This window comes from Shewanella sp. 10N.286.52.E4 (assembly GCF_041468785.1).
Classification (GTDB): domain Bacteria; phylum Pseudomonadota; class Gammaproteobacteria; order Enterobacterales; family Shewanellaceae; genus Shewanella; species Shewanella electrodiphila.
This window is the reverse complement of record NZ_JBFRJJ010000056.1, coordinates 1-19,249: the sequence shown is the minus strand read 5'-3', so window position 1 is coordinate 19,249 and position 19,249 is coordinate 1. Positions and strand designations below refer to the sequence as shown.

16 protein-coding genes are annotated in these 19,249 nt (G+C 41.1%); 8 read left to right on the top strand and 8 right to left on the bottom strand.

What is annotated here, in order from left to right:
- Positions 1 to 37: 37 nt before the first annotated feature.
- The gene (gene ilvY / locus AB4153_RS20435; RefSeq protein ID WP_102529559.1) at positions 38 to 910 is read left to right on the top strand and encodes an HTH-type transcriptional activator IlvY; all 873 of its coding nucleotides are present in this window, start codon (positions 38 to 40) and stop codon (positions 908 to 910) included.
- A 142-nt stretch (positions 911 to 1,052) separates the two neighbouring features.
- Here ilvY and AB4153_RS20430 read toward each other — a convergent pair whose 3' ends face one another.
- Positions 1,053 to 1,235, bottom strand: coding sequence for a hypothetical protein (locus tag AB4153_RS20430; RefSeq protein ID WP_303517906.1), 183 nt, complete (start codon positions 1,233 to 1,235; stop codon positions 1,053 to 1,055).
- 169 nt (positions 1,236 to 1,404) lie between these two features.
- Here AB4153_RS20430 and AB4153_RS20425 point away from each other — a divergent pair, with 169 nt between their 5' ends.
- The 6 genes from AB4153_RS20425 (at position 1,405) to AB4153_RS20400 (ending at position 12,354) form a co-directional block, all read left to right on the top strand.
- Positions 1,405 to 2,649, top strand: coding sequence for a YjgN family protein (locus tag AB4153_RS20425; RefSeq protein ID WP_248956462.1), 1,245 nt, complete (start codon positions 1,405 to 1,407; stop codon positions 2,647 to 2,649).
- A gap of 126 nt (positions 2,650 to 2,775) precedes the next feature.
- Positions 2,776 to 3,804, top strand: coding sequence for a M48 family metallopeptidase (locus AB4153_RS20420; protein ID WP_371998512.1), 1,029 nt, complete (start codon positions 2,776 to 2,778; stop codon positions 3,802 to 3,804).
- A gap of 180 nt (positions 3,805 to 3,984) precedes the next feature.
- Positions 3,985 to 5,505, top strand: coding sequence for a YifB family Mg chelatase-like AAA ATPase (locus AB4153_RS20415; protein WP_371998511.1), 1,521 nt, complete (start codon positions 3,985 to 3,987; stop codon positions 5,503 to 5,505).
- A 162-nt stretch (positions 5,506 to 5,667) separates the two neighbouring features.
- The gene (locus AB4153_RS20410) at positions 5,668 to 6,555 is read left to right on the top strand and encodes an acyltransferase (protein ID WP_371998510.1); all 888 of its coding nucleotides are present in this window, start codon (positions 5,668 to 5,670) and stop codon (positions 6,553 to 6,555) included.
- A gap of 14 nt (positions 6,556 to 6,569) precedes the next feature.
- Positions 6,570 to 7,502 carry an acyltransferase gene (locus tag AB4153_RS20405; RefSeq protein ID WP_102529565.1) on the top strand — a complete coding sequence of 311 codons (933 nt, stop codon included), beginning with the start codon at positions 6,570 to 6,572 and terminating at the stop codon, positions 7,500 to 7,502.
- Positions 7,503 to 7,887: 385 nt separating this feature from the next.
- Positions 7,888 to 12,354: an EAL domain-containing protein gene (locus tag AB4153_RS20400; RefSeq protein ID WP_371998509.1), complete on the top strand. Its 4,467-nt coding sequence runs from the start codon at positions 7,888 to 7,890 to the stop codon at positions 12,352 to 12,354.
- A 178-nt stretch (positions 12,355 to 12,532) separates the two neighbouring features.
- Here the strand turns inward: AB4153_RS20400 and AB4153_RS20395 are convergent, their stop codons facing one another.
- A complete protein-coding gene (locus AB4153_RS20395) occupies positions 12,533 to 13,618 on the bottom strand; it encodes a branched-chain amino acid aminotransferase (protein ID WP_229372224.1) in 1,086 nt (361 codons plus the stop codon).
- A 360-nt stretch (positions 13,619 to 13,978) separates the two neighbouring features.
- On the opposite strand from AB4153_RS20395, the gene zapB reads away from it, so the two are divergent.
- On the top strand, positions 13,979 to 14,179 hold the full coding sequence (gene zapB / locus AB4153_RS20390) for a cell division protein ZapB (protein WP_102529567.1): 201 nt from the start codon (positions 13,979 to 13,981) through the stop codon (positions 14,177 to 14,179).
- On the opposite strand, the gene AB4153_RS20385 is transcribed toward zapB, so the two are convergent.
- From AB4153_RS20385 to AB4153_RS20360, 6 genes are all read right to left on the bottom strand, one after another.
- A complete protein-coding gene (locus AB4153_RS20385) occupies positions 14,176 to 14,388 on the bottom strand; it encodes a DUF1107 family protein (protein ID WP_102529568.1) in 213 nt (70 codons plus the stop codon). The genes zapB and AB4153_RS20385 overlap by 4 nt on opposite strands.
- A gap of 397 nt (positions 14,389 to 14,785) precedes the next feature.
- A complete protein-coding gene (locus AB4153_RS20380; RefSeq protein WP_102529569.1) occupies positions 14,786 to 15,400 on the bottom strand; it encodes a thiol:disulfide interchange protein DsbA/DsbL in 615 nt (204 codons plus the stop codon).
- Positions 15,401 to 15,607: 207 nt separating this feature from the next.
- Positions 15,608 to 16,648, bottom strand: coding sequence for a serine/threonine protein kinase (locus tag AB4153_RS20375; RefSeq protein ID WP_229372226.1), 1,041 nt, complete (start codon positions 16,646 to 16,648; stop codon positions 15,608 to 15,610).
- Entirely contained in the window at positions 16,645 to 17,040 is a 396-nt protein-coding gene (locus AB4153_RS20370; protein WP_229372228.1) for a DUF3630 family protein, read from the bottom strand. Before AB4153_RS20370 ends, AB4153_RS20375 begins: the two co-directional genes overlap by 4 nt.
- A gap of 132 nt (positions 17,041 to 17,172) precedes the next feature.
- On the bottom strand, positions 17,173 to 18,702 hold the full coding sequence (locus AB4153_RS20365) for a YdiU family protein (RefSeq protein WP_229372231.1): 1,530 nt from the start codon (positions 18,700 to 18,702) through the stop codon (positions 17,173 to 17,175).
- Between the two features lie 21 nt (positions 18,703 to 18,723).
- Positions 18,724 to 19,062 carry a hypothetical protein gene (locus tag AB4153_RS20360; RefSeq protein WP_303517930.1) on the bottom strand — a complete coding sequence of 113 codons (339 nt, stop codon included), beginning with the start codon at positions 19,060 to 19,062 and terminating at the stop codon, positions 18,724 to 18,726.
- Positions 19,063 to 19,249: the final 187 nt, after the last annotated feature.

Here is a 19,249-nt window from a genome sequence, read left to right as displayed (position 1 = left end):
GTTCAATAAACAACCAAGACTTGTACAAGGCAATCTCATGGATATTCGTGCGTTAAAACTCTACTTACACCTATGTGATAGTCTGCATTTTGGCAAAACAGCAGAACAAACCCATGTCAGCCCTTCGACCTTAAGTCGTGCCTTGCAACGCTTAGAAGAAGAAGTTGGTTGCAAATTATTTGAACGAGATAATCGCAGTGTCAGCATCACCCACGCAGGTAATGAATTTAAGCGCTTCGCCGAGCAGACATTATCAGAATGGCTTAATCTAAAAGGTCGCATCGACCCCGACCAGCCCCTGCTTCACGGGCGTATTAATCTGTATTGTTCTGTTACTGCAGCTTATAGCCATTTGCCTGCATTGTTAGATCGCTTCAGACGTGAGCATCCTTTAGTTGAAATCACTCTCATTACTGGTGATGCTGCCAATGCCGTGGATGAGATCCAGCACAATCGAGCCGACTTTGCGATTATTGCCTTGCCTGATTCGCTTCCAAACAGCCTACATTTTGAAGAAATTGATCAAGTACCTTTGCACGTCTACGCCCCAACAATACATTGCCAAGCCCAACAGATGATCAATCAAACGCCAATCAATTGGGCACAACTACCCTTTATCGTGCCTGATCATGGACCAGGTCGTCGTAGAGCCGATAATTGGTTTAAAGCGATGGGGTTTAAGCCCAATATTTATGCACAAGTGTCAGGCCAAGAAGCCATTACATCGATGGTGGCACTGGGATGTGGTGTGAGCATCAGCCCTGAAGTAGTTGTCGAAAATAGCCCTGTGAGGGAGCGCTTAGTGAAGCTTGAGTCACCGCAGCTTATTCCCCCTTTTAAACTCGGGTGTTGCTGTAAAGAAAAACGTATTCAAGAACCCATTTTAAAAGCATTTTTAGATGTGATTTAGTTAGGGCTTGATTGGCAAACCTCAAGCACCTCTTGTTGATACAGAGCCTGCCATTGTTATCCAAAAATGATCGAAAATTGCTGACTATCAATAGCTAACTATCAATTGACAAGTGACGTTGAAAATTTAGTTCAAGGCACGACTAAAAACGAGCCGCCCACTGAGTTGACTTCAGCTTTTTTAATAACGCATAAGAATATACAGACAGATTGATGGTTGAAACTTTAACGTCTTCACCTGGGTTTCTATCGGTTTCTTTTAATGCTTTAACTACCCCAGCAGGCATTTGATCGAGTACTACATCTAAATGAAATGACTCCGACACAATTCTTTTTCAGCGTCAGGATTTGGAAATATGGCATTAAAACATTCACTCTTGCCAGTATTTACATTAGCTACTTATGCATCAAATGTTATTAACTGATTAAGTACATTGATTTATTTGTCATTTAACGCTCTAATATGCAGCTTAATTCCAACGGAAGGAAATATAAATGAGCAATCTAGACTCAGCACAAGGCACAAGTGCCACTTCAGTTAATGCAATAACCCCCTCAACTAAAACATCTTTTAAATTTCATGGCATTGGCGGTGAATTCTTTGGCATATGGATCGTCAACATGCTCCTGACCATGGTGACCTTCGGCATTTATTCAGCTTGGGCAAAAGTCCGTACTCACTGTTATTTCTACAGCAATACGGAACTTGGCGGTGACCGCTTTGAATATTTAGCCACACCAATGCAGATTTTAATTGGCCGTATTATTGCTGTTGTGCTGTTAATTGGCTGGGCGATTTTAAATGCTATTAACCCCATTATTGCCATCGCACTCGCCGTTATCTTAATGTTTGCCACGCCTTTTCTGGCTGTTCGTAATATGCGTTTTGATGCACGCATGACTCGTTTTCGAAATGTGCGCTTTAATTTTGAAGGATCGTACGCTGGGGCTTACCTGCAATTATTAGTTAAACCTTTACTCGCTTACTTGATTGTTATTGCTGGACCGATGGCAATTGCAGCGGGGTCAAAGTTCTTATCTGATGAGCTTATTGGTGTCGGTGTTGTCGTTGCTGTGCTGTTTTTCTTTGCTGCTATGGTTTTTTGTTATGCCTGGGTCTCGGCAGGTATTGCTCAATATATGGTTAATGGCTACCGCTACGGTACTAAAGCATTTCAAGCTGAACTGAACATCCGTGAATATATGAAAATTGCATTAAAAGCGATGGCCTTATTTATGGGCGCTATGGTGGCCAGCACTTTAATTGCATTTGCTTTCGGTTTTATGTTTGGTGTTATGGATTCTATTGTCGAACTGATTAAAAATGGCTTCAAAGGCTCAGATGCTATGCAAGATGGTCAAGCGATGGGCTATATGATGTTAATCGTTAGCTATTTCTTTATGCTTGCACTGAGTATGGTGATAGCTGCTTATGTCAAAGTCTGCACTCGTAATTATATGTTTAATGAGACCAAGCTTGATGGTGAACTGCAGATGCGTTCGAACATGGCACTAGGCAGTTTTTTAGCATTAGTTGTCACCAACTTTTTATTAGTCATCGTCACATTTGGTTTTGGTATCGCATGGGCAGAAGTGCGTAGCGCAAAATACATGGCTTCAGTAACCGAAGTTGAAGGTGATTTGTCACTGGTGCACGCTCATGATCATAACGAGCAAAGCGATGCAGCAATTGCTGATGAAGTGGCGGGAGCCTTTGATATCAACATAGGTATTGTGTAAGTCAAGCGCTTGATAAGTTGTAATGACAACTCATAAAGACAAGTGTAATTATCTTTCTCACAGCACTTTGCTGTGAGAAAGTTTTATTCAACCTCACCTTAATCAAAAAACCATGTTGAGAATGCTGTGATAGAACAAATAGACGGCCACATTCTGGCACCTAAAAATGCCACCAAATACCCAGCTTCAATGGTATTAGGGGCAAATGGAATGCTAACGGTGAGTAGTGAACCTTTTAGCGGTCAACATCAACTTGAAACCACAGAAATCTCTGCAGCACTTGGAAATACACCACGTAATATTACCTTTAATAGCGGCCACGTATTTGTAGCCAGTCAAAGCCAGCATTTAAATCAATGGCTCACTAAGCACAGTAAACCCTCTGTCATTAATAAGCTTGAACAACATTTAGGCTTAATTGTTGTAGCTTGTATCGTCACCGTTATAGTGACTTACAGTACGATTGTTTATGGTGTTCCAACAGCGTCAAAATTGATTGCCAATATGGTACCTCACTCTGTTGAAAAGCAAGTCGGCGACTACAGTTTGTCACTGGTGGAAGAAATGGGATTTAGCGAGTCAAGTTTAACTAGCGACCGCCAAGCTGAACTTCAACTACTATTTAGCGACACAGTAAACAAACTCCCCCAACAAGCAGAATTATTTTCACAACCACCACAGTTACTTATTTTCTCAAGCAAAGAGGGCGCTAATGCATTTGCCATGGCTGGCGGCCATATCATTCTTACCGACGAAATGATTGAACTTGCAGACAACGATAGTCAACTTCAAGCTGTGCTTTTGCATGAGTTAGGCCATATTCGACATAGACACATTATGACCAGCATAGTGCAATCCTCCATCTTATCGATAGCTGCTGCGATGATCGTAGGTGAAGCCAGTGGTATTGCCGACACCTTAATGAGTGTAACGGTATTAGGCACCAGTTTAAGCTACTCGCGTCACCACGAACACGAGGCCGATAACTTTGCAGCCGAGCACTTACATAACTGGTATCAAAATACTGACTCGCTGGTATCTCTATACAAACTACTACAATCAAAGCATCAAATAGATATTCCCGACTGGGCCAGTACTCATCCTAACCTTGAAGATCGCATGGCTGAATTAAAGAAATATTCACAAAATCAATGATAGCTAAATACTAGTGAGCTCATATTTAATAATAACGACATCTTATATTCTGAAGTGAAATTCTTTAGCACAAACCGTTAGCACAAAGCCTGCGCAAATCTATGTTTCATTTTAGCTGCTACACTTAACTGCGATTAATGGATTATTTTAGTTAAAATTAGCAAACAAAAGGATTTGTTTATGGCGATTGCCTGTGTCATCACCCGTGCCTGCTGCGGGGTTGAAGCCCCTAAAGTCACTGTAGAAGTGCATTTAAGTAATGGATTACCCGCATTTAACTTAGTTGGATTACCTGAAACCTCAGTTAAAGAAGCTCGCGAGCGTGTTCGTAGTGCATTGATTAATGCAGGCTTTGAATTTCCAATGCAGCGCATTACGGTTAACCTTGCCCCTGCAGATCTCCCCAAGCAAGGCGGTCGTTATGATCTCCCAATTGCAATAGGGATTTTAGCGGCTTCAGGTCAAGTGCCATCAGATAAGTTAGCCCATAGTGAATTCATTGGTGAGTTAGCCCTGTCAGGTGAAGTGCGTCCTTGTATTGGGATTTTGCCTGCCATTATTGCCGCTAAAAATCAGCAGCATCAGCTCTTTATCCCCATAGAAAACCGCAGAGAGGCTGAATTAGTCGGTTATCAACAAACTCACTTTGTCGCTCATTTACAACACCTTGCATCTTTTATGCATGGCCAAGCTAAACTGCCTTTAGTGGATCAGCAGCCGCAATGGTTTGAAGAGCTAAGCACTGGACCAGAATTGTGTTTAAGTGAAGTCATCGGCCAGTATCAAGCTAAACAAGGATTAGAAATCGCCGCTGCAGGTGGACACAACACCTTATTTTTAGGGCCGCCAGGAACTGGCAAGAGTATGCTTGCCAATCGTATTATTCCGTTACTACCTAAGCTCAGCTATGAAGAAGCGATTGATGTCGCAGCTATTCATTCCGTTGCAGGGCTTAACATAAAACCTAATGCCTTTTTAGAAAGACCGTTTCGCGCACCGCATCATACTTGCTCTTCCATTTCTTTAGTGGGTGGCGGCAGTATTCCTAAACCAGGTGAAATTTCACTAGCCCACAGAGGCGTATTGTTTTTAGACGAAATAGCCGAGTTTCCGCGTAAAGTACTCGATTGTCTGCGAGAACCTATGGAGTCTGGCGAAGTCGTTATTTCACGCGCGGCAGCCAAGGTTAAATTTTCGAGTCGATTTCAACTGATTGCAGCCATGAACCCAAGTCCTTGTGGTGATATTGAAAATGCACGTTCAACTCCCGATCAAATTCAACGTTATTTATCCCGTTTGTCAGGCCCGTTTTTAGATCGATTTGATTTAACCATTGAAGTTCCGAAACTGCCTGCAGGCACACTGACTCAACCGCAAAAAACAGCTGAGAGCAGTGAAAGCATTGCCAAGCGCGTTAATCTTGCTAGGCAACGACAGTTTGCCCGTGCAGGCATGCTTAACAGTGAGCTATCACCAGCCTTGTTGAAGCAACATTTATCCATGAGTCAGGCTGATTTAGAGTTCCTCGACCAAAGTGTTCAACAACTGGGTTTATCTGTGCGAAGTTTTCATCGTATACAAAGAGTCGCTCGCACTATTGCCGATCTGCAACAATCAAACACCACAGAACGACGTCATATTGCTCAAGCACTGGGGTATCGCGCAATGGATCGACTGATGAATCGTTTAAGCCAGCAATAAAAAGCCCGTGCCGAGATAAAAATTATTAAAAAGCGGATAATTCAGCCCGATACCGATTATCTGACAGGTAATTTTTTAGTAAAAAATGCGATATTATTGTTCTGCTGATTGAGGATATGCTTATCACGGAGTAACATAAGCCTCCATTTACAGGAGAGCTAGATGCCGCTGTTCGCAAAAATTAAAGGATCTGTAGCATTTATTTGCTATGTCATAAACACTATCTTCTGGGTAACACCTATACTTATTTTCAGTATATTCAAGGTCTTGCCAATTATATTCATTCGTAAGGTTTGCAGCTATATTTTGGATAATTGCGCCAGCGCTTGGATCAGTGTGAATGGGATTATAGAAGCCATTTTTCATCCAACGAAGATTAAGTTGACTGGTGATAACCAATTCTCAGAAAAAGAATGGTACATGGTGATTGCCAATCACCAATCTTGGGTAGATATCTTAATTTTACAGCGAGTGTTTAATAGAAAAATTCCATTTTTAAAGTTTTTCTTAAAACAACAGCTCATTTATGTCCCAATTTTGGGTTTAGCTTGGTGGGCATTAGACTTCCCATTTATGCGTCGCTATTCAACAGCGCAGTTAAAGAGAAACCCTAAACTGAAAGGCAAAGATACCGAAATCACCCGTAAGTCTTGTGAAAAATTTAAGCACAAGCCTGTGAGTGTGATGAATTTTGTTGAAGGGACGCGGTTCCATCCTGGTAAACATAAAAAGCAAAGCTCGCCGTTTGAGCATCTACTCAAACCGAAAGCGGGTGGAATGGCTTTTGCGCTTGATGCCATGGGCAGCCAAATTAATAAATTAGTTAATGTCACCATTTACTATCCAGGTAAAACACCTTCTTATTGGGAGTATATTTGCAACGACCTAGATGAAGTGCATGTTGATATTCAAGTGACAGATATCCCCGATGCTATGCGCGGTGATTACAGTAAAGACCGAGAGTTTAAAATTGAGTTTCAAAATCAATTGAATCAACTCTGGTTAGAAAAAGACAATAAAATCAGCTCAATGGCTGAAAACAATAAATAGAGGTATTTAGCTCCATGCTAAATTTTTTACCCGGTCCAATTATTTTTTTCATTAGTACCTGCTTATTGATTATTAATACTGTTCTATGGGCAGGCTTAATCAGTATTGGCGGCATCATTAAATTGTTCATCCCTTTTCAAGGACCTAGTAAAGCACTATTGAGCTTGATGAATCGTTTTATGTGGGCTTGGGCTACATGTAATGGCGGCATTTTGGCATTAATCGCTAAAGTCGAGTGGGACATTCAAGGTTTAGATGGGTTAGACCAAAATGGTTGGTATTTGCTTATCAGTAACCATGTCAGTGGTTTTGATATTGCTGCGCAAACTTATATCTTGCGAAACAATATTCCAATGCTGAAGTTTTTCTTAAAAAGAGAGCTTATTTTTGTGCCCTTTTTAGGCTTAGGCTGTTGGGCTCTTGGCATGCCATTTATGAACCGTACTAGTCCTGCGAAGCTTAAAAAGAATCCCAAATTAAAAGGCAAAGATTTAGAAACAACGCGTAAAGCCTGCGAAAAGTTTAAAAACACACCTACATCTATCATTAATTATGTAGAAGGCAGCCGTTTTACGCTTGATAAGCATCGTCGTCAACAATCACCTTATCGTCATCTTTTGCGCCCTAAAGCTGGCGGGATTGCTTTTACCCTGTCAGCAATGGGCGAGCAATTTACTGGTCTACTCAATATGACATTGGCCTATCCAGATGCGGACGCCAAAGCAAAGGAAGGTGTGCTTTATCAAGTCATGTCTGGTCGAGTAAAAAGAATTGTAGTGCGAGTTGAGCAACTACCTGTCCCGGTAGTAGATTCAGAAGTGTATTTCTCGCAGGCTGAAACACGGGTTGAGTTTCAGCGCTGGCTCAATAATGTTTGGCTAGAAAAAGATCAGCAACTAGACGAGATATTCAAACAGTACATAGCTGATACAACAGACAAAAAGTAGTCATTAATCTCATTTTAAAACACGCTAAATAGCGTGTTTTTTCGTTTTTACAGGCTCACTTCTTCTCATTGTTAATCACTACGCCATTTTACAACATTCACTAGAATCAAAAACTGAAATCTAATTTGAAATAAAACACATAGCTACGTAATATGGAGGTTATTGGCTGTAAATACCGTTAACGTGGTACTTACATTTGACTTGATAATGATCCATTTTGCGACTGCCTTACTATCATTGTTAAAAGAGTTTGCCAAAACTAACAAAATGCAGCCCAGCATGATGCTTTATCAATGCTCATACCCATAACAATAGGTGCAGATTGAATTTACCTTTATCCAAAACGTTGAGAGCATGCTTGTTCATTTGGGTTTTATTTACCTCAATGTCGGCTTCCGTTTTTGCCTTCACTCCCCAGAACGATAACCACTTACTGTCTTTTGAACAGTTTGAAGCCTCTAATGAGTTGAACCAAAATTCAGTCACAAAATTATTCATGGATAAAGCCGGCATGCTGTGGGTGGGTACCCAAGATGGTCTGCACAGTTACAACGGCATTCAATTTGATGTTTTTCTGAATGACAGCAACAACCCGAATAGTATCGTAGGAAATTACATCACAGATATACTGCAGTCCGCTGATGATAATTTATGGGTTGCTACCTACTCCCAAGGGCTAAGCCGTTTAGACCTTACAACAGGCCAATTTACCAATTATGGTGTCGAACAGGGCTTAGCGGATTTACGGGTGTCAAAAATCACCCTTATTGGTGACTATTTATGGATCGGTACTAAAACGGGTTTATACACTTTATCGCTAAAATCCAACAAAATAACCAGAATAAGCCTCAGTAATAATGTGGAACCGCACATTACCAGTGTCGCAAATGTTGATGATAAATACATTTTCGTTGGCACAGAAAAAAGCGGCACTTTTGCTATTGATAGCAACACCATTATTCGACTCGATATCCCGTCTGAATTAAGAGTAAACAGTATCCAGAATAACAAACTTGATGGCTCAGTTTGGTTAGCCATTGAGAACAAACTTATCCGATACGATTTAGAGACCCATGCTAAAACAACAATCTGGGTTAATGAACAGCCGACAATATTTAATGAAATAAAAGATTTCGTCATTAGTAGCAGTAGCCAAGTTTGGGCAATTGGGGCTAATTCTGGCTTAACTCAACTGGATTACATCGATAATCAATGGCGCAGTAGAGTCCATAAATATGACCCTAACAGCCGTAAATCCATTAGTGAGAATAACTTGCAGAGCATCATGCTCGCCCATGATGGTACTCTGTGGCTCGGCACGCGTTATTCAGGCATTAACAAGCTCAACCTGAATCAAATCTATTTCAATCATATATACGAAATGCATCCGTCAAAGCCGAAAATGGCCAATATGATCCGCGCTATTTTTCGTGATAAACAACAACGCTTATGGATAGGAACTGAAAGTGCTGGCCTTAAGAGCTTTGATGAACAACAAGGCCAATTTTATTACTACAATGATTTGTTTGCTAAAGCGCTCAACCTTAATGAAAATGAGCTAAGCCTAACTGTTCATGCTATCACCCAAACTCAAGATGGTAATTTATGGTTTGGCACTAGCCATGGCTTAGCAAGATTAAGCACTGACCAGCAATTAACCTTTCTCCCAGCATTTGACCATTTAATACCAAATACTCTACATATCCGTAGTTTAGCCTTAGATGACCAGCAACGCCTGTGGATAGGTAGTAACAACGGCTTGTATTTCGTTTTACCGGGTGAAGGTGTATTACATCAGTATCAGTTTGATTTCCAACCTGACTACTCTCCGAATAAACAAACGATTCTGTCACTTAAATATCATAATGACAGCTTATGGATAGGCACTATGGCGGGCTTAGTGCGCTTAAAGCCAGACCAACAGCAATTGACCTTAAAAATGCGTCAACCCGCAGATGACACCACCTTAAGTGATAACAGAATTAGAGATTTTATTGTCACCAGTGATGATCAATTTCTGATGGCGACTCATAGCGGCGTCGATAAAATTATCGAAACAGCAGATGGCTCTATCCATTTCCAAGCCCTAAATGAACAAATAAAACAGCATACGATTTATGCCATTCTTGAAGATGACAATCACGACTTATGGCTTAGTACAAATTCAGGGCTAATCCGCCTAGCAGGCCATGACTTAACCACTTTTAATGAATTTGATGGCGTACAGGCCAATGAGTTTAACGGTGGTGTTAAATTTAAAGATCCTGATGGAGAATTATGGTTTGGCGGCATTAACGGCCTAAACCAGTTCATGCCAGAAAATGTGCCAGCCATTAGGCCAGATACCAAGTTAGCACTCACCAGTTATAGCTTTGGTGAAGAACGTCATCAATTATATGATCTCATGTCTCCCCCAGAGCTATTTATGCCGTATGAGGACAAAATCATTCGATTTGATGTCAGTGCATTAGAATTTAATTACCCTGGATTCCACCAGTTTAGCTATAAACTGCTTGGCCAAAATGATAACTGGGTCGATTTACATCAAACCAATGAGATTGCCTTTTCCAATCTTTCACCTAAAGATTATGAGCTATTAGTTCGTTTTACGTTAACAGACAACAACTATCAACAAACCCCATTAAGCATTAAGTTTACTGTTGTTCCACCTTTATATCTCAGTAAAGGCGCCTACGTCATCTATGGTATTGCCATCATGTTGATATTGACCTTTATCGTTTACTTAAAACAACTCAAACGTGAAAAGCAACGTGAGTTTGAAATGAGTATTCGCGCCTCTGAAGAGCGACTTAAACTCGCACTTTGGGCTTCAGGCGATGGCATGTGGGATTGGAACATTCGCGAAAATAAAGTCTATCGCACCGATATGGTTCCGCCATTAATGCTAGGCGACGAAACCCAGGCATTGATTAATAACATCCATCCAGAAGATAAAGTCAGAGTCGCCAAAATTCTCAATCAGCATTTAGACGGCGAAATTGAGTTTTTTGAAGCAGAATACCGAGTCGAAAAACAACCTGGAAAATGGGTTTGGTTGATTGATCGCGGAAAAGTCGTTGAGTGGGACCAACAAGAACGTCCAGTCAGAATGGCCGGTACCCATAAAGATATCACGGTCAGAAAAGAAACCGAGAACGAGCTTAAACTGTCTACTCAAGTACTGCACAGTATGAATGAGGCGGTAGTCGTCGGTGAACTAGATTATCGAGTTCGTACAGTCAATCCTGCGTTTAGCCGTATCACAGGCTTTGATCATGACGCCATTGCAGGTAAACACTTTTTGTATTTGGCTCATGGCAAACGTTCTAGAGAATTTTACCATAATGTTGAATTACAACTACTGCGCAAAAAGCACTGGGCCGGTGAAATTAACATCCGCACCAAAGATAAAAAAGGCATTCTCGCTTGGCTTGAAATCAACCAAGTCATCGATAATAAAGGGGAAACCAGTCACTTTGTAGCTGTGTTCACCGATATAACATCGCGTAAAAAAGCCGAAGAAGATCTACGGATTTTAGCTAACTTTGATCCGTTAACGGGTTTACCAAACCGAACCCTATTCCAGGACAGATTAAATCAAGCAATCACCAAAGCACATCGTTCTAAGTCGATTGTGGCGCTGCTATTCCTTGATTTAGACCGCTTTAAACATATCAATGACTCTATGGGTCATCACGTGGGTGATTTACTATTAAAAGCCGTGGCATCAAGACTACAGAACGCCATTCGCGATGGTGATACTGTAGCCCGTTTAGGTGGTGATGAATTTACCATTATTCTTGAAGGTGTCGCCAAACTCAAAGCTGCCACCATCATTGCAGAAAAAGTACTTAATGCCTTTAAAGCACCCTTTTTATTAGATGGTAAAAACATGACTGTGTCTCCATCGATTGGGATTAGCCTGTTCCCCAATGATGCAGATGACAGCACCTCGTTAATTAAGTATGCCGATACAGCCATGTATCACGCTAAATCTTTGGGGCGTAATAACTTCCAATTCTACACCGAAGAGTTAAACCAATACGCAACACGCCACGTTGAACTCGAAGCAGGGCTTAAAGAGGCGATTCAAAATAATGAGCTTTATTTAGTCTATCAACCTAAATACGATATCAAGACCAAGCGCATTTTAGGTGTCGAAGCTCTACTGCGCTGGAATAGTCCGACTCTAGGCTTTATCTCACCTGTTGAGTTTATACCGCTTGCTGAAGAAACAGGGATGATTAATGCCATTGGTCACTGGGCAATTGATGAAGCATGTAACCAGCTAGCTAGTTGGCATCAATTAGGTTTCGACGATATTTCGGTTGCGGTGAACTTATCAGCAAGGCAGCTTAAAGCCGATATTATTTCAACCATTGAAGTGGCATTAGCGGTATCTGGCCTACCAGCAAGTGCCCTAGAGCTTGAGCTAACAGAGTCGATGATTATGGGGAATCCACAAGATTCTGTGAAAGTATTATCACAGTTAAAAGCCTTGGGGCTTACTATTGCCATTGATGATTTTGGTACAGGCTATTCAAGCTTAAGTTATTTAAAACGTTTCCCTATCGATACCCTTAAAGTCGATAGAGAATTCGTCCGTGATATTATTGAAGATCCCGATGATGCCGCAATTACCAGCGCAATCATTACCCTCGCCCACAGTTTAGAGCTTAATGTTGTCGCTGAAGGTGTTGAAACTCAAGAGCAGCTCGACTTCTTAAAATATGAAGGCTGCGATCAAGTGCAGGGTTTCCTATTAAGTAAGCCGCTAACAGCTGATGATTGCTTAAAGAAATTAAAGCAAGATAAGCTTGAAAAAAGTACGGATATCGTCAGCGAGCAATAAGCCATAATGAGATAAGAATTCATTAGTGCCTATTGCCATCATTCGTCTTTGAATACGCACAATAAAAAACGACCTCCTAAATAACGTTATCAATATAACGTAAGGAGGTCGCATTTTTGTTATGCCAAGAGCTAGCTATTCGCGACTCAAACTCTGCTATTAATGACCTTGTAACTAGTTATGGTGCAACACGCTCAACGCGTTTAACCCAACCTTCAGGGCCTTCAAGTTGGCCATTTTGTAACTCAGTGAAAATTTGGTAAATACGTTTAATACTCGGGCCCACTTCGCCGTCACCAACAGTAACAACACGGCCATCTTCAAAGATATATGATCCTACAGGCGATACTACCGCTGCGGTGCCAAAGCCGCCAGCTTCAACAATTTCACCCGCTTCAATATCGGCGATGAACTTATCAAGCATGATCGTTTCTTGGCGAACTTCACAACCTAAGATATGCCCAAGTTCAAGCATTGATTGAGACGTAATAGACTTAAGGATCGTGTCGGTGAAGGTTGGAATAACAACCGTACCGTCTTTTAACACATGGAAATGGTTCATCGCGCCCACTTCTTCAATCTGCTGGTTGTTAGCGTCAAGGTATAACACCTGCGCTGCACCATACTCAGCTGCCGCTTGGCCTGCACGTAAAGACGCTGCGTAGTTACCTGCGGCTTTAGATGCGCCAGTACCACCAGAAACCGCACGATGGAATTTTTTACTGATAAGCAAACGAATCGCTTTGCTCACGCCATCGGCATAATAAGCACCACTTGGGCTTAAAATGACACAGAAGGTGAAATTCAAGCTAGGGCTAACCGACAATCTATCTTCTGTTGCAAAAATAAATGGACGAATATATAAACATGCACCGTCTTGCATTGGGAACCATAAACGGTCCACATCGATTAATGCATTAATTGCTTCAAGTTGTTTATCTTCATCAAGGTTAGGAATACATAAGATGTCTGCAGAGGTGTTTAAGCGTTCGGCATTTTTATTTAATCTAAAAGTATAGATTTCACCATCATCATGCATAAAGGCTTTGGCGCCTTCAAAAATTGATTGTCCGTAATGCAGTGAAATTGCACCAGGGGCAATTTCAAAAGGAGCATACGGTTCGATGCGAGGGTCGCACCATTGGCCATCTCGATAGTCCATTAAAAACATATGATCAGTTCTGAGATTACCAAAGCCAACATTACCTTCAGGTTGAAATTGCTCAGTACGGCGTGACGATTTTAAATTATATTTGATGTCCATTTGATACCACCTTGAAAACAGAGATTGCAGACTATGAATCATCAGTTGCAATGTCAAGCAAATGGACAATGTGGAGTAAATTTAACCGTCAATTGAAGTGCACAATAATCAATATCGTATTAAAGACAGGGAATAAATTGAATAACGCTAAAAAGGTTTCCCTGAACAATCCCCCAACAAAAGTAAATTGTTGCAGTCTGAATACAAAAAACAGGGCAAATAAACCAGTGGATGATAAAAGCTTAGAAAATAGTAGTAAAAGTGGTACTTTTTTTAACCACTTAACAGATTTGTCTATTCCTTAAACCCCAGTCACTGCTAGAATCAGCATTCCATCCAGAAACTATTAGGACTCCCGATATGAGCCTTGAATTATTGTCCCAACTGGAAGCCAAAATCCAGGCTACTCTTGAAAATGCTGAGCTACTAAAAATGGAGCTTGAAGAAGAGAAGCAAAAGAATGTTCAGTTGACTGAGTCTAATCAACAACTGCAACAAGACCTAAACTCATGGAACGACAAAGTAAACGGTCTTGTTGGTTTGCTTAACAGCGAAAGCTAAACGGCACTTGCTTCATGGTGCTGAGCTGCAAGTAGCTCATTAAGTTCTGAAACAGCCTGCTTCACTTTTGGCAGGCTTTTTTTCGGCATCACAAAACGGCCACGATTAAATTCAATACAACCTAAATCTTTAACCCAAATCACTCCTGTCACAAAAATTCTAGCGTGTTTTACAATGAGCTTTGGTGCATAAACCGGGAAACGTCTCATGAGAACTCCTAAGCTTGGTTGTTATCTTTATTGGCTTATATTGGACAGTATAAAGCCCTTCAGAGTTTCATTAAATTAAACATTTTTTATCTAAATTTCTATGAAATAACCCACACTATTTCCATTAAATCATCGATATTTAAAAACAACACAAAAATGACACTTGCCATTTTTTTGACGCTTTGATAGAGTAACCACGTTACTCAGGGTAAATAAAGAGCCAATTGGCTCATCACCGTATCGTTTTAAAATCCTATTTTTAAAACCTACGGTTTTTTTTTGCTTTTTTTCAGCACATTACACACTCTTCATGAATAATGCCTCAATAAAAAAGGAGCCGTTATAGGCTCCTTTCGTTAGCTGGTTATCGACGATTAACGCGCCAATAAAATACCGACTACTTATCTTTAGACGTTAAGTAGTAAGCAATCTCTAATAACTCATCGTAAGACTTGATTGAACCCGTCTCAACACGGTATTTACCGTTAACAACTAACGCTGGTACACCTGATAATTTAGCATTCTCAGTGTCACGCTTCATTTTAGACATTTGTGCATTCACCATAAATGAATTTGCAGCCGCATCGAAATCTTTACCATCAACACCGTTGGCGATAAATAGCATACGGATGTCTTTTAGGCTGGTGAAACGTTGTTTGGTGTCATGAATCGCAACGAAAATGGCATGTTCAATTTTCTTTTCAACGTTTAACTGATGAGCAATAGCAAATGCACGTGACATTTCAGTACCCATTTCACGGCCAATAAACTCAACGTGCGCTTGGTTGAATGTCACACCTTCTGGCAAAGTAGATTCAATTTTTGGTACCACTGTTTTTGAAAAGTTATAACAGTGACCACAGAAGAATGAGAAAAACTCGGTGATTTCAGGCTTAGATGTTGCTGGGCCTTCGTTAATCACGGTGTAATGCACACCTTCTTTATAATCTGCAGCAGTTGCAGCCATTGGGGCTAAAAGTAGTGCTGCTGCCATTAATAGTGCTTTTTTCATTTTGCTTCCTTTAGTGTGCAATCTTTAAAATATATTGTTTACAATAAAATATTTAAAACTTGCCATCTGTTTTATGCCATTAGCGATATAGCCAATATGCATAGCTAAATTTATAATTTCTTAAACCGTATCATAATGTAGGTTATCTTCGTATCTCAAGACCTTATCAAGATCATTTGTAACAATCTACAATTGAATCTTAGAAGCCTAATATCCCATCAAACTCAAAGGGGCTTCATCTAACGCAGCTAACTGCTCTTTAAATGCCAACGTTTGTTGTTCCCAGTATTTGATATCACCAAACCACGGAAAGTTCATTGGAAATGCAGGATCTTGCCATCTTTTAGTTAGCCAAGCGTTGTAATGCAGCATTCTTAAGGCGCGCAAAGGCTCAACGAGCTTAAGCTCACGTTGGTCAAAATCATAAAATTCCTGATAGCCTTCAAGTAACACATCTAACTGTAATAAGCGTTGCTGTCGGTCACCTGTCAGCATCATCCAAATATCTTGCACAGCAGGACCTTGGCGCGCATCATCTAAATCAACAAAACCTGGACCATCTGGGGTCCACAAAATATTACTGGCATGAAGATCCCCATGCAGACGAATCGTAGGAAACGAATGGGCTGAAATAATGCCCTTGGCTTTATCCAGTACTTGTTCAGCAACAGTAAAAAATTGTTGGCTAATCCCTTCTGAAACTTGTCCAGAGTCTTGTAAAAAGGCCAGCGCATCATCGCCCAGTATTTTGCTTGAAAGTGGCTCTCGATATTGAAAAGGCTGCTTACTCGCATATTGATGAATGCGGCCAATAAAACGTCCGACAGATTCAAGTTGATCTAAATTATCGACTTCAAATGCACGGCCACCAATAGAAGGAAACAAAGTAAATTTATAACCTTGATAATGGTGCAATGTTTTGCCATTGATGATTGATGGCACTGCGATAGGGATATCTTCTGCTGCCAGCGCTAATGCATAATCATGTTCTTCTTGAATTTGCGCCTCACTCCAACGATGTGGACGATAGAACTTCACCACATAACGATTACCGCGATCACATCGAAACTGGTAAACACGGTTTTCGTAACTATTGAGCGCTAACAAACCGGTTTCAGGGAATACACCAAGGCTTTCAATCGCATCGAGGATTAAATCAGGGGTAAGCGCCTGGTAATGAAACGATGCATCCTGCTGGTTTGGCGTGAGTGTGACCTGCGGGACTGACTCTTCTATGCGATTACTCATAAATCGTCCTTTGCCTTATTTGATGCATCTTGTGCTGTACATATTGATGAATTCGGAGACGTTATCAGCGGCGCGAGCAAAGTCATTAGATACTCTAGCACTTCCAAATCAGCTTGGGTCTCTGTGGATATCCAACAAATATCACCGTAAAACTCATAGTTTAGCCATAGCTGACTACCTTCAAAATTTAGTAGCCATTGGTGGCGGTCTGCGCCCCATTGGCGCTCACGCACCTCACAATCTAACGCCAAAGCTAAAGGGTCTGCAAACGCCTCGAACCGTTCAAAATCAATATTGGCAGAGATCAAGATACTCAATGCTTCGTCATCTAATTGGGCATTTTTAATTGCCACTGAATTTGGCGCTTTTTTCTCAAATGAACCTGAGTTCATAATCTTCCTTAAGTGTGCTGGTAAACTGATTTATTGGGCTGATTTACATGCGCCCATTGGCGACTAATGACTATCAATGACCGTAACCATTATACAAATAACGATGACTAACTATTATACAAGTAATGATAATTAACTACTGCAAGACATGATTAAACCTTGTCCCCATTGCGGAGGACGCTCAGCATAATGTTGTTTATCTGTATGCTCTGCATAAGGGGTTGTCAGTAATTGGTGCAGCTCAACGAGCTTACTATTATCACCTTCTTCGACCGCTACAATGGCCTCTTGGGCTAAATAATTTCGCAAAATGTACTTTGGATTAACGCTATTTCGGTCTGTTTGCCATGCGGCTATCTCGACCATCTTGCCATTATTACCTGCAACAACGCGTTGTTGGTAATCTTTAAACCAAGTATCAAATTGAGGTCGGTCAATAATGTCATCAGCAATATTAGGATTATTACACCCAATATCTAGCTGACCAAGTGCACGAAAAGTATGGGTATAGTCCAACATATTATGTTGCATAACCGCGCAAAATCGGCCAATAAAGTCTAAATCAGCTTTATCTTGTGCTGCCTGTAACTCTGCTAATTTCGATGTACTTTTATCCACTGTGTTTGCAGCTAAATCACCGAGTCCAAGACCCATTTTAGCCCGCATCAGTAATAAATATTGCTGCACTAATTCCGCTTGATAAGTATTAAGCGCTGCAACGAGGTCATCGGATTCTATCACCGGGGTTAATGCTTGCGCCAAACGCTGCAGATTCCAAAGGCCAATACCAGGCTGCTGGCCAAAGGCGTAACGCCCTTCCGGATCAGAGTGGTTGCAAATAAAGTCTTCTTTAAAGGTGTCTAAAAAAGCAAACGGACCAAAGTCAAAACTGTCACCAAGAATCGACATATTGTCGGTATTCAGCACCCCATGAGCAAAACCAACGGCTTGCCAATGTCCAATTAACACCGCTGTATCTTTAACAACTTGAGTAAACCAGGCTTTGTAACCTTGATAGTCCTGAGATAAATGCGGGTAATGCTGAGCAATGGTAAAGTTAAGCAGCTTGATTAATTTATCCTTACCACCTTCATTGCTATGGCAAAAATACTCAAAATGACCAAATCGAATATGAGTTTTAGCTAATCTGACTGTAATCGCTGCGGTTTCTTGCGACTCTCGCCATACAGGTAAATCTGAACCGATAACGGCGAGTGCCCGAGTTGTCGGCACCGACAGCGCCGCCAATGCTTCTGAGGCTAAAAACTCTCGCACCGCCGAACGCATTACTGCTCTACCATCACCATGACGGGAGTATGGTGTTGGCCCTGCACCTTTTAGTGCAACATCCCAAGCAAGGCTATGTTCACCTGTTGGCTTGGTTGTGAATGCTTCTCCAAGAATAATTGAACGACCATCACCTAAACGAGGAGAATAGCCACCAAACTGATGACCACTATAAACCTGGGCATAATAACTGGCACCGGGCACGGCATGATTCGCTGATAACTGCATTAGCAGCTCATCATTAGGCTCTGATAACCCGATGAGTTTTGCTGCATCATCACTCCATGCTAACCAGTGTGGATTACTGATCGGCAAAGGGTAAACTTGCGAATAAAACCCTTCTAGTTGCTCAAAAAAATCTTGTTTAAACTGCATTAAGCCTTTCCCTAGGGCAGCCTATTTACAGATAATGACATTATCGTCATTAACTTCACATAGCTGTTCACATTGATATCCTTTCTCGATGGCGACTGGAATCGCAGTCGCATTTTCAAGGGCGCTATTGTCCATTGCAACATAGCTTTTACCGCTTAGACGTAACATGCCGTCCCCTTTTAACTGACATTGTTCAAGGGTGTCATAATAACCAGCTATATAATCTGTGTTTATTGGGTTTTGAGGCTTTTGGGCTTCGTCTGCATAATAAAATAGTGTCCATTCAGGTGTGCGTAAACACCCTGCCAGACTGACTAAACCCAAACAAAAAACTATCTTAATTAGTATCTTGGAATTCATAAAACCCTCTTTAGTCTTTCTTTAAATAAATATGCCATCCCGATTCAAATAACCGCCATGATGTCATCATTACTCATGGGGGATTCAAATGCGCCCTATAATGGCAACATAGTCCGGTTTGTCTATACAAATCAGTATTTTTTGCCAATAAAAAAGCGAACCTGAGTCTGACGAATCCCCACGAAAT

Coding starts and splice junctions, on each gene's coding strand:
- AB4153_RS20365 (WP_229372231.1), bottom strand. CDS start 18,702: ATGCAGTTTAAACAAGATTTTTTTGAGCAACTAGAAGGGTTTTATTCG.
- AB4153_RS20385 (WP_102529568.1), bottom strand. CDS start 14,388: ATGAGACGTTTCCCGGTTTATGCACCAAAGCTCATTGTAAAACACGCT.
- AB4153_RS20395 (WP_229372224.1), bottom strand. CDS start 13,618: ATGGACATCAAATATAATTTAAAATCGTCACGCCGTACTGAGCAATTT.
- AB4153_RS20410 (WP_371998510.1), top strand. CDS start 5,668: ATGCCGCTGTTCGCAAAAATTAAAGGATCTGTAGCATTTATTTGCTAT.
- zapB (WP_102529567.1), top strand. CDS start 13,979: ATGAGCCTTGAATTATTGTCCCAACTGGAAGCCAAAATCCAGGCTACT.
- AB4153_RS20370 (WP_229372228.1), bottom strand. CDS start 17,040: ATGAACTCAGGTTCATTTGAGAAAAAAGCGCCAAATTCAGTGGCAATT.
- AB4153_RS20380 (WP_102529569.1), bottom strand. CDS start 15,400: ATGAAAAAAGCACTATTAATGGCAGCAGCACTACTTTTAGCCCCAATG.
- ilvY (WP_102529559.1), top strand. CDS start 38: ATGGATATTCGTGCGTTAAAACTCTACTTACACCTATGTGATAGTCTG.
- AB4153_RS20415 (WP_371998511.1), top strand. CDS start 3,985: ATGGCGATTGCCTGTGTCATCACCCGTGCCTGCTGCGGGGTTGAAGCC.
- AB4153_RS20360 (WP_303517930.1), bottom strand. CDS start 19,062: ATGAATTCCAAGATACTAATTAAGATAGTTTTTTGTTTGGGTTTAGTC.
- AB4153_RS20425 (WP_248956462.1), top strand. CDS start 1,405: ATGAGCAATCTAGACTCAGCACAAGGCACAAGTGCCACTTCAGTTAAT.
- AB4153_RS20400 (WP_371998509.1), top strand. CDS start 7,888: ATGTCGGCTTCCGTTTTTGCCTTCACTCCCCAGAACGATAACCACTTA.
- AB4153_RS20405 (WP_102529565.1), top strand. CDS start 6,570: ATGCTAAATTTTTTACCCGGTCCAATTATTTTTTTCATTAGTACCTGC.
- AB4153_RS20375 (WP_229372226.1), bottom strand. CDS start 16,648: ATGAGTAATCGCATAGAAGAGTCAGTCCCGCAGGTCACACTCACGCCA.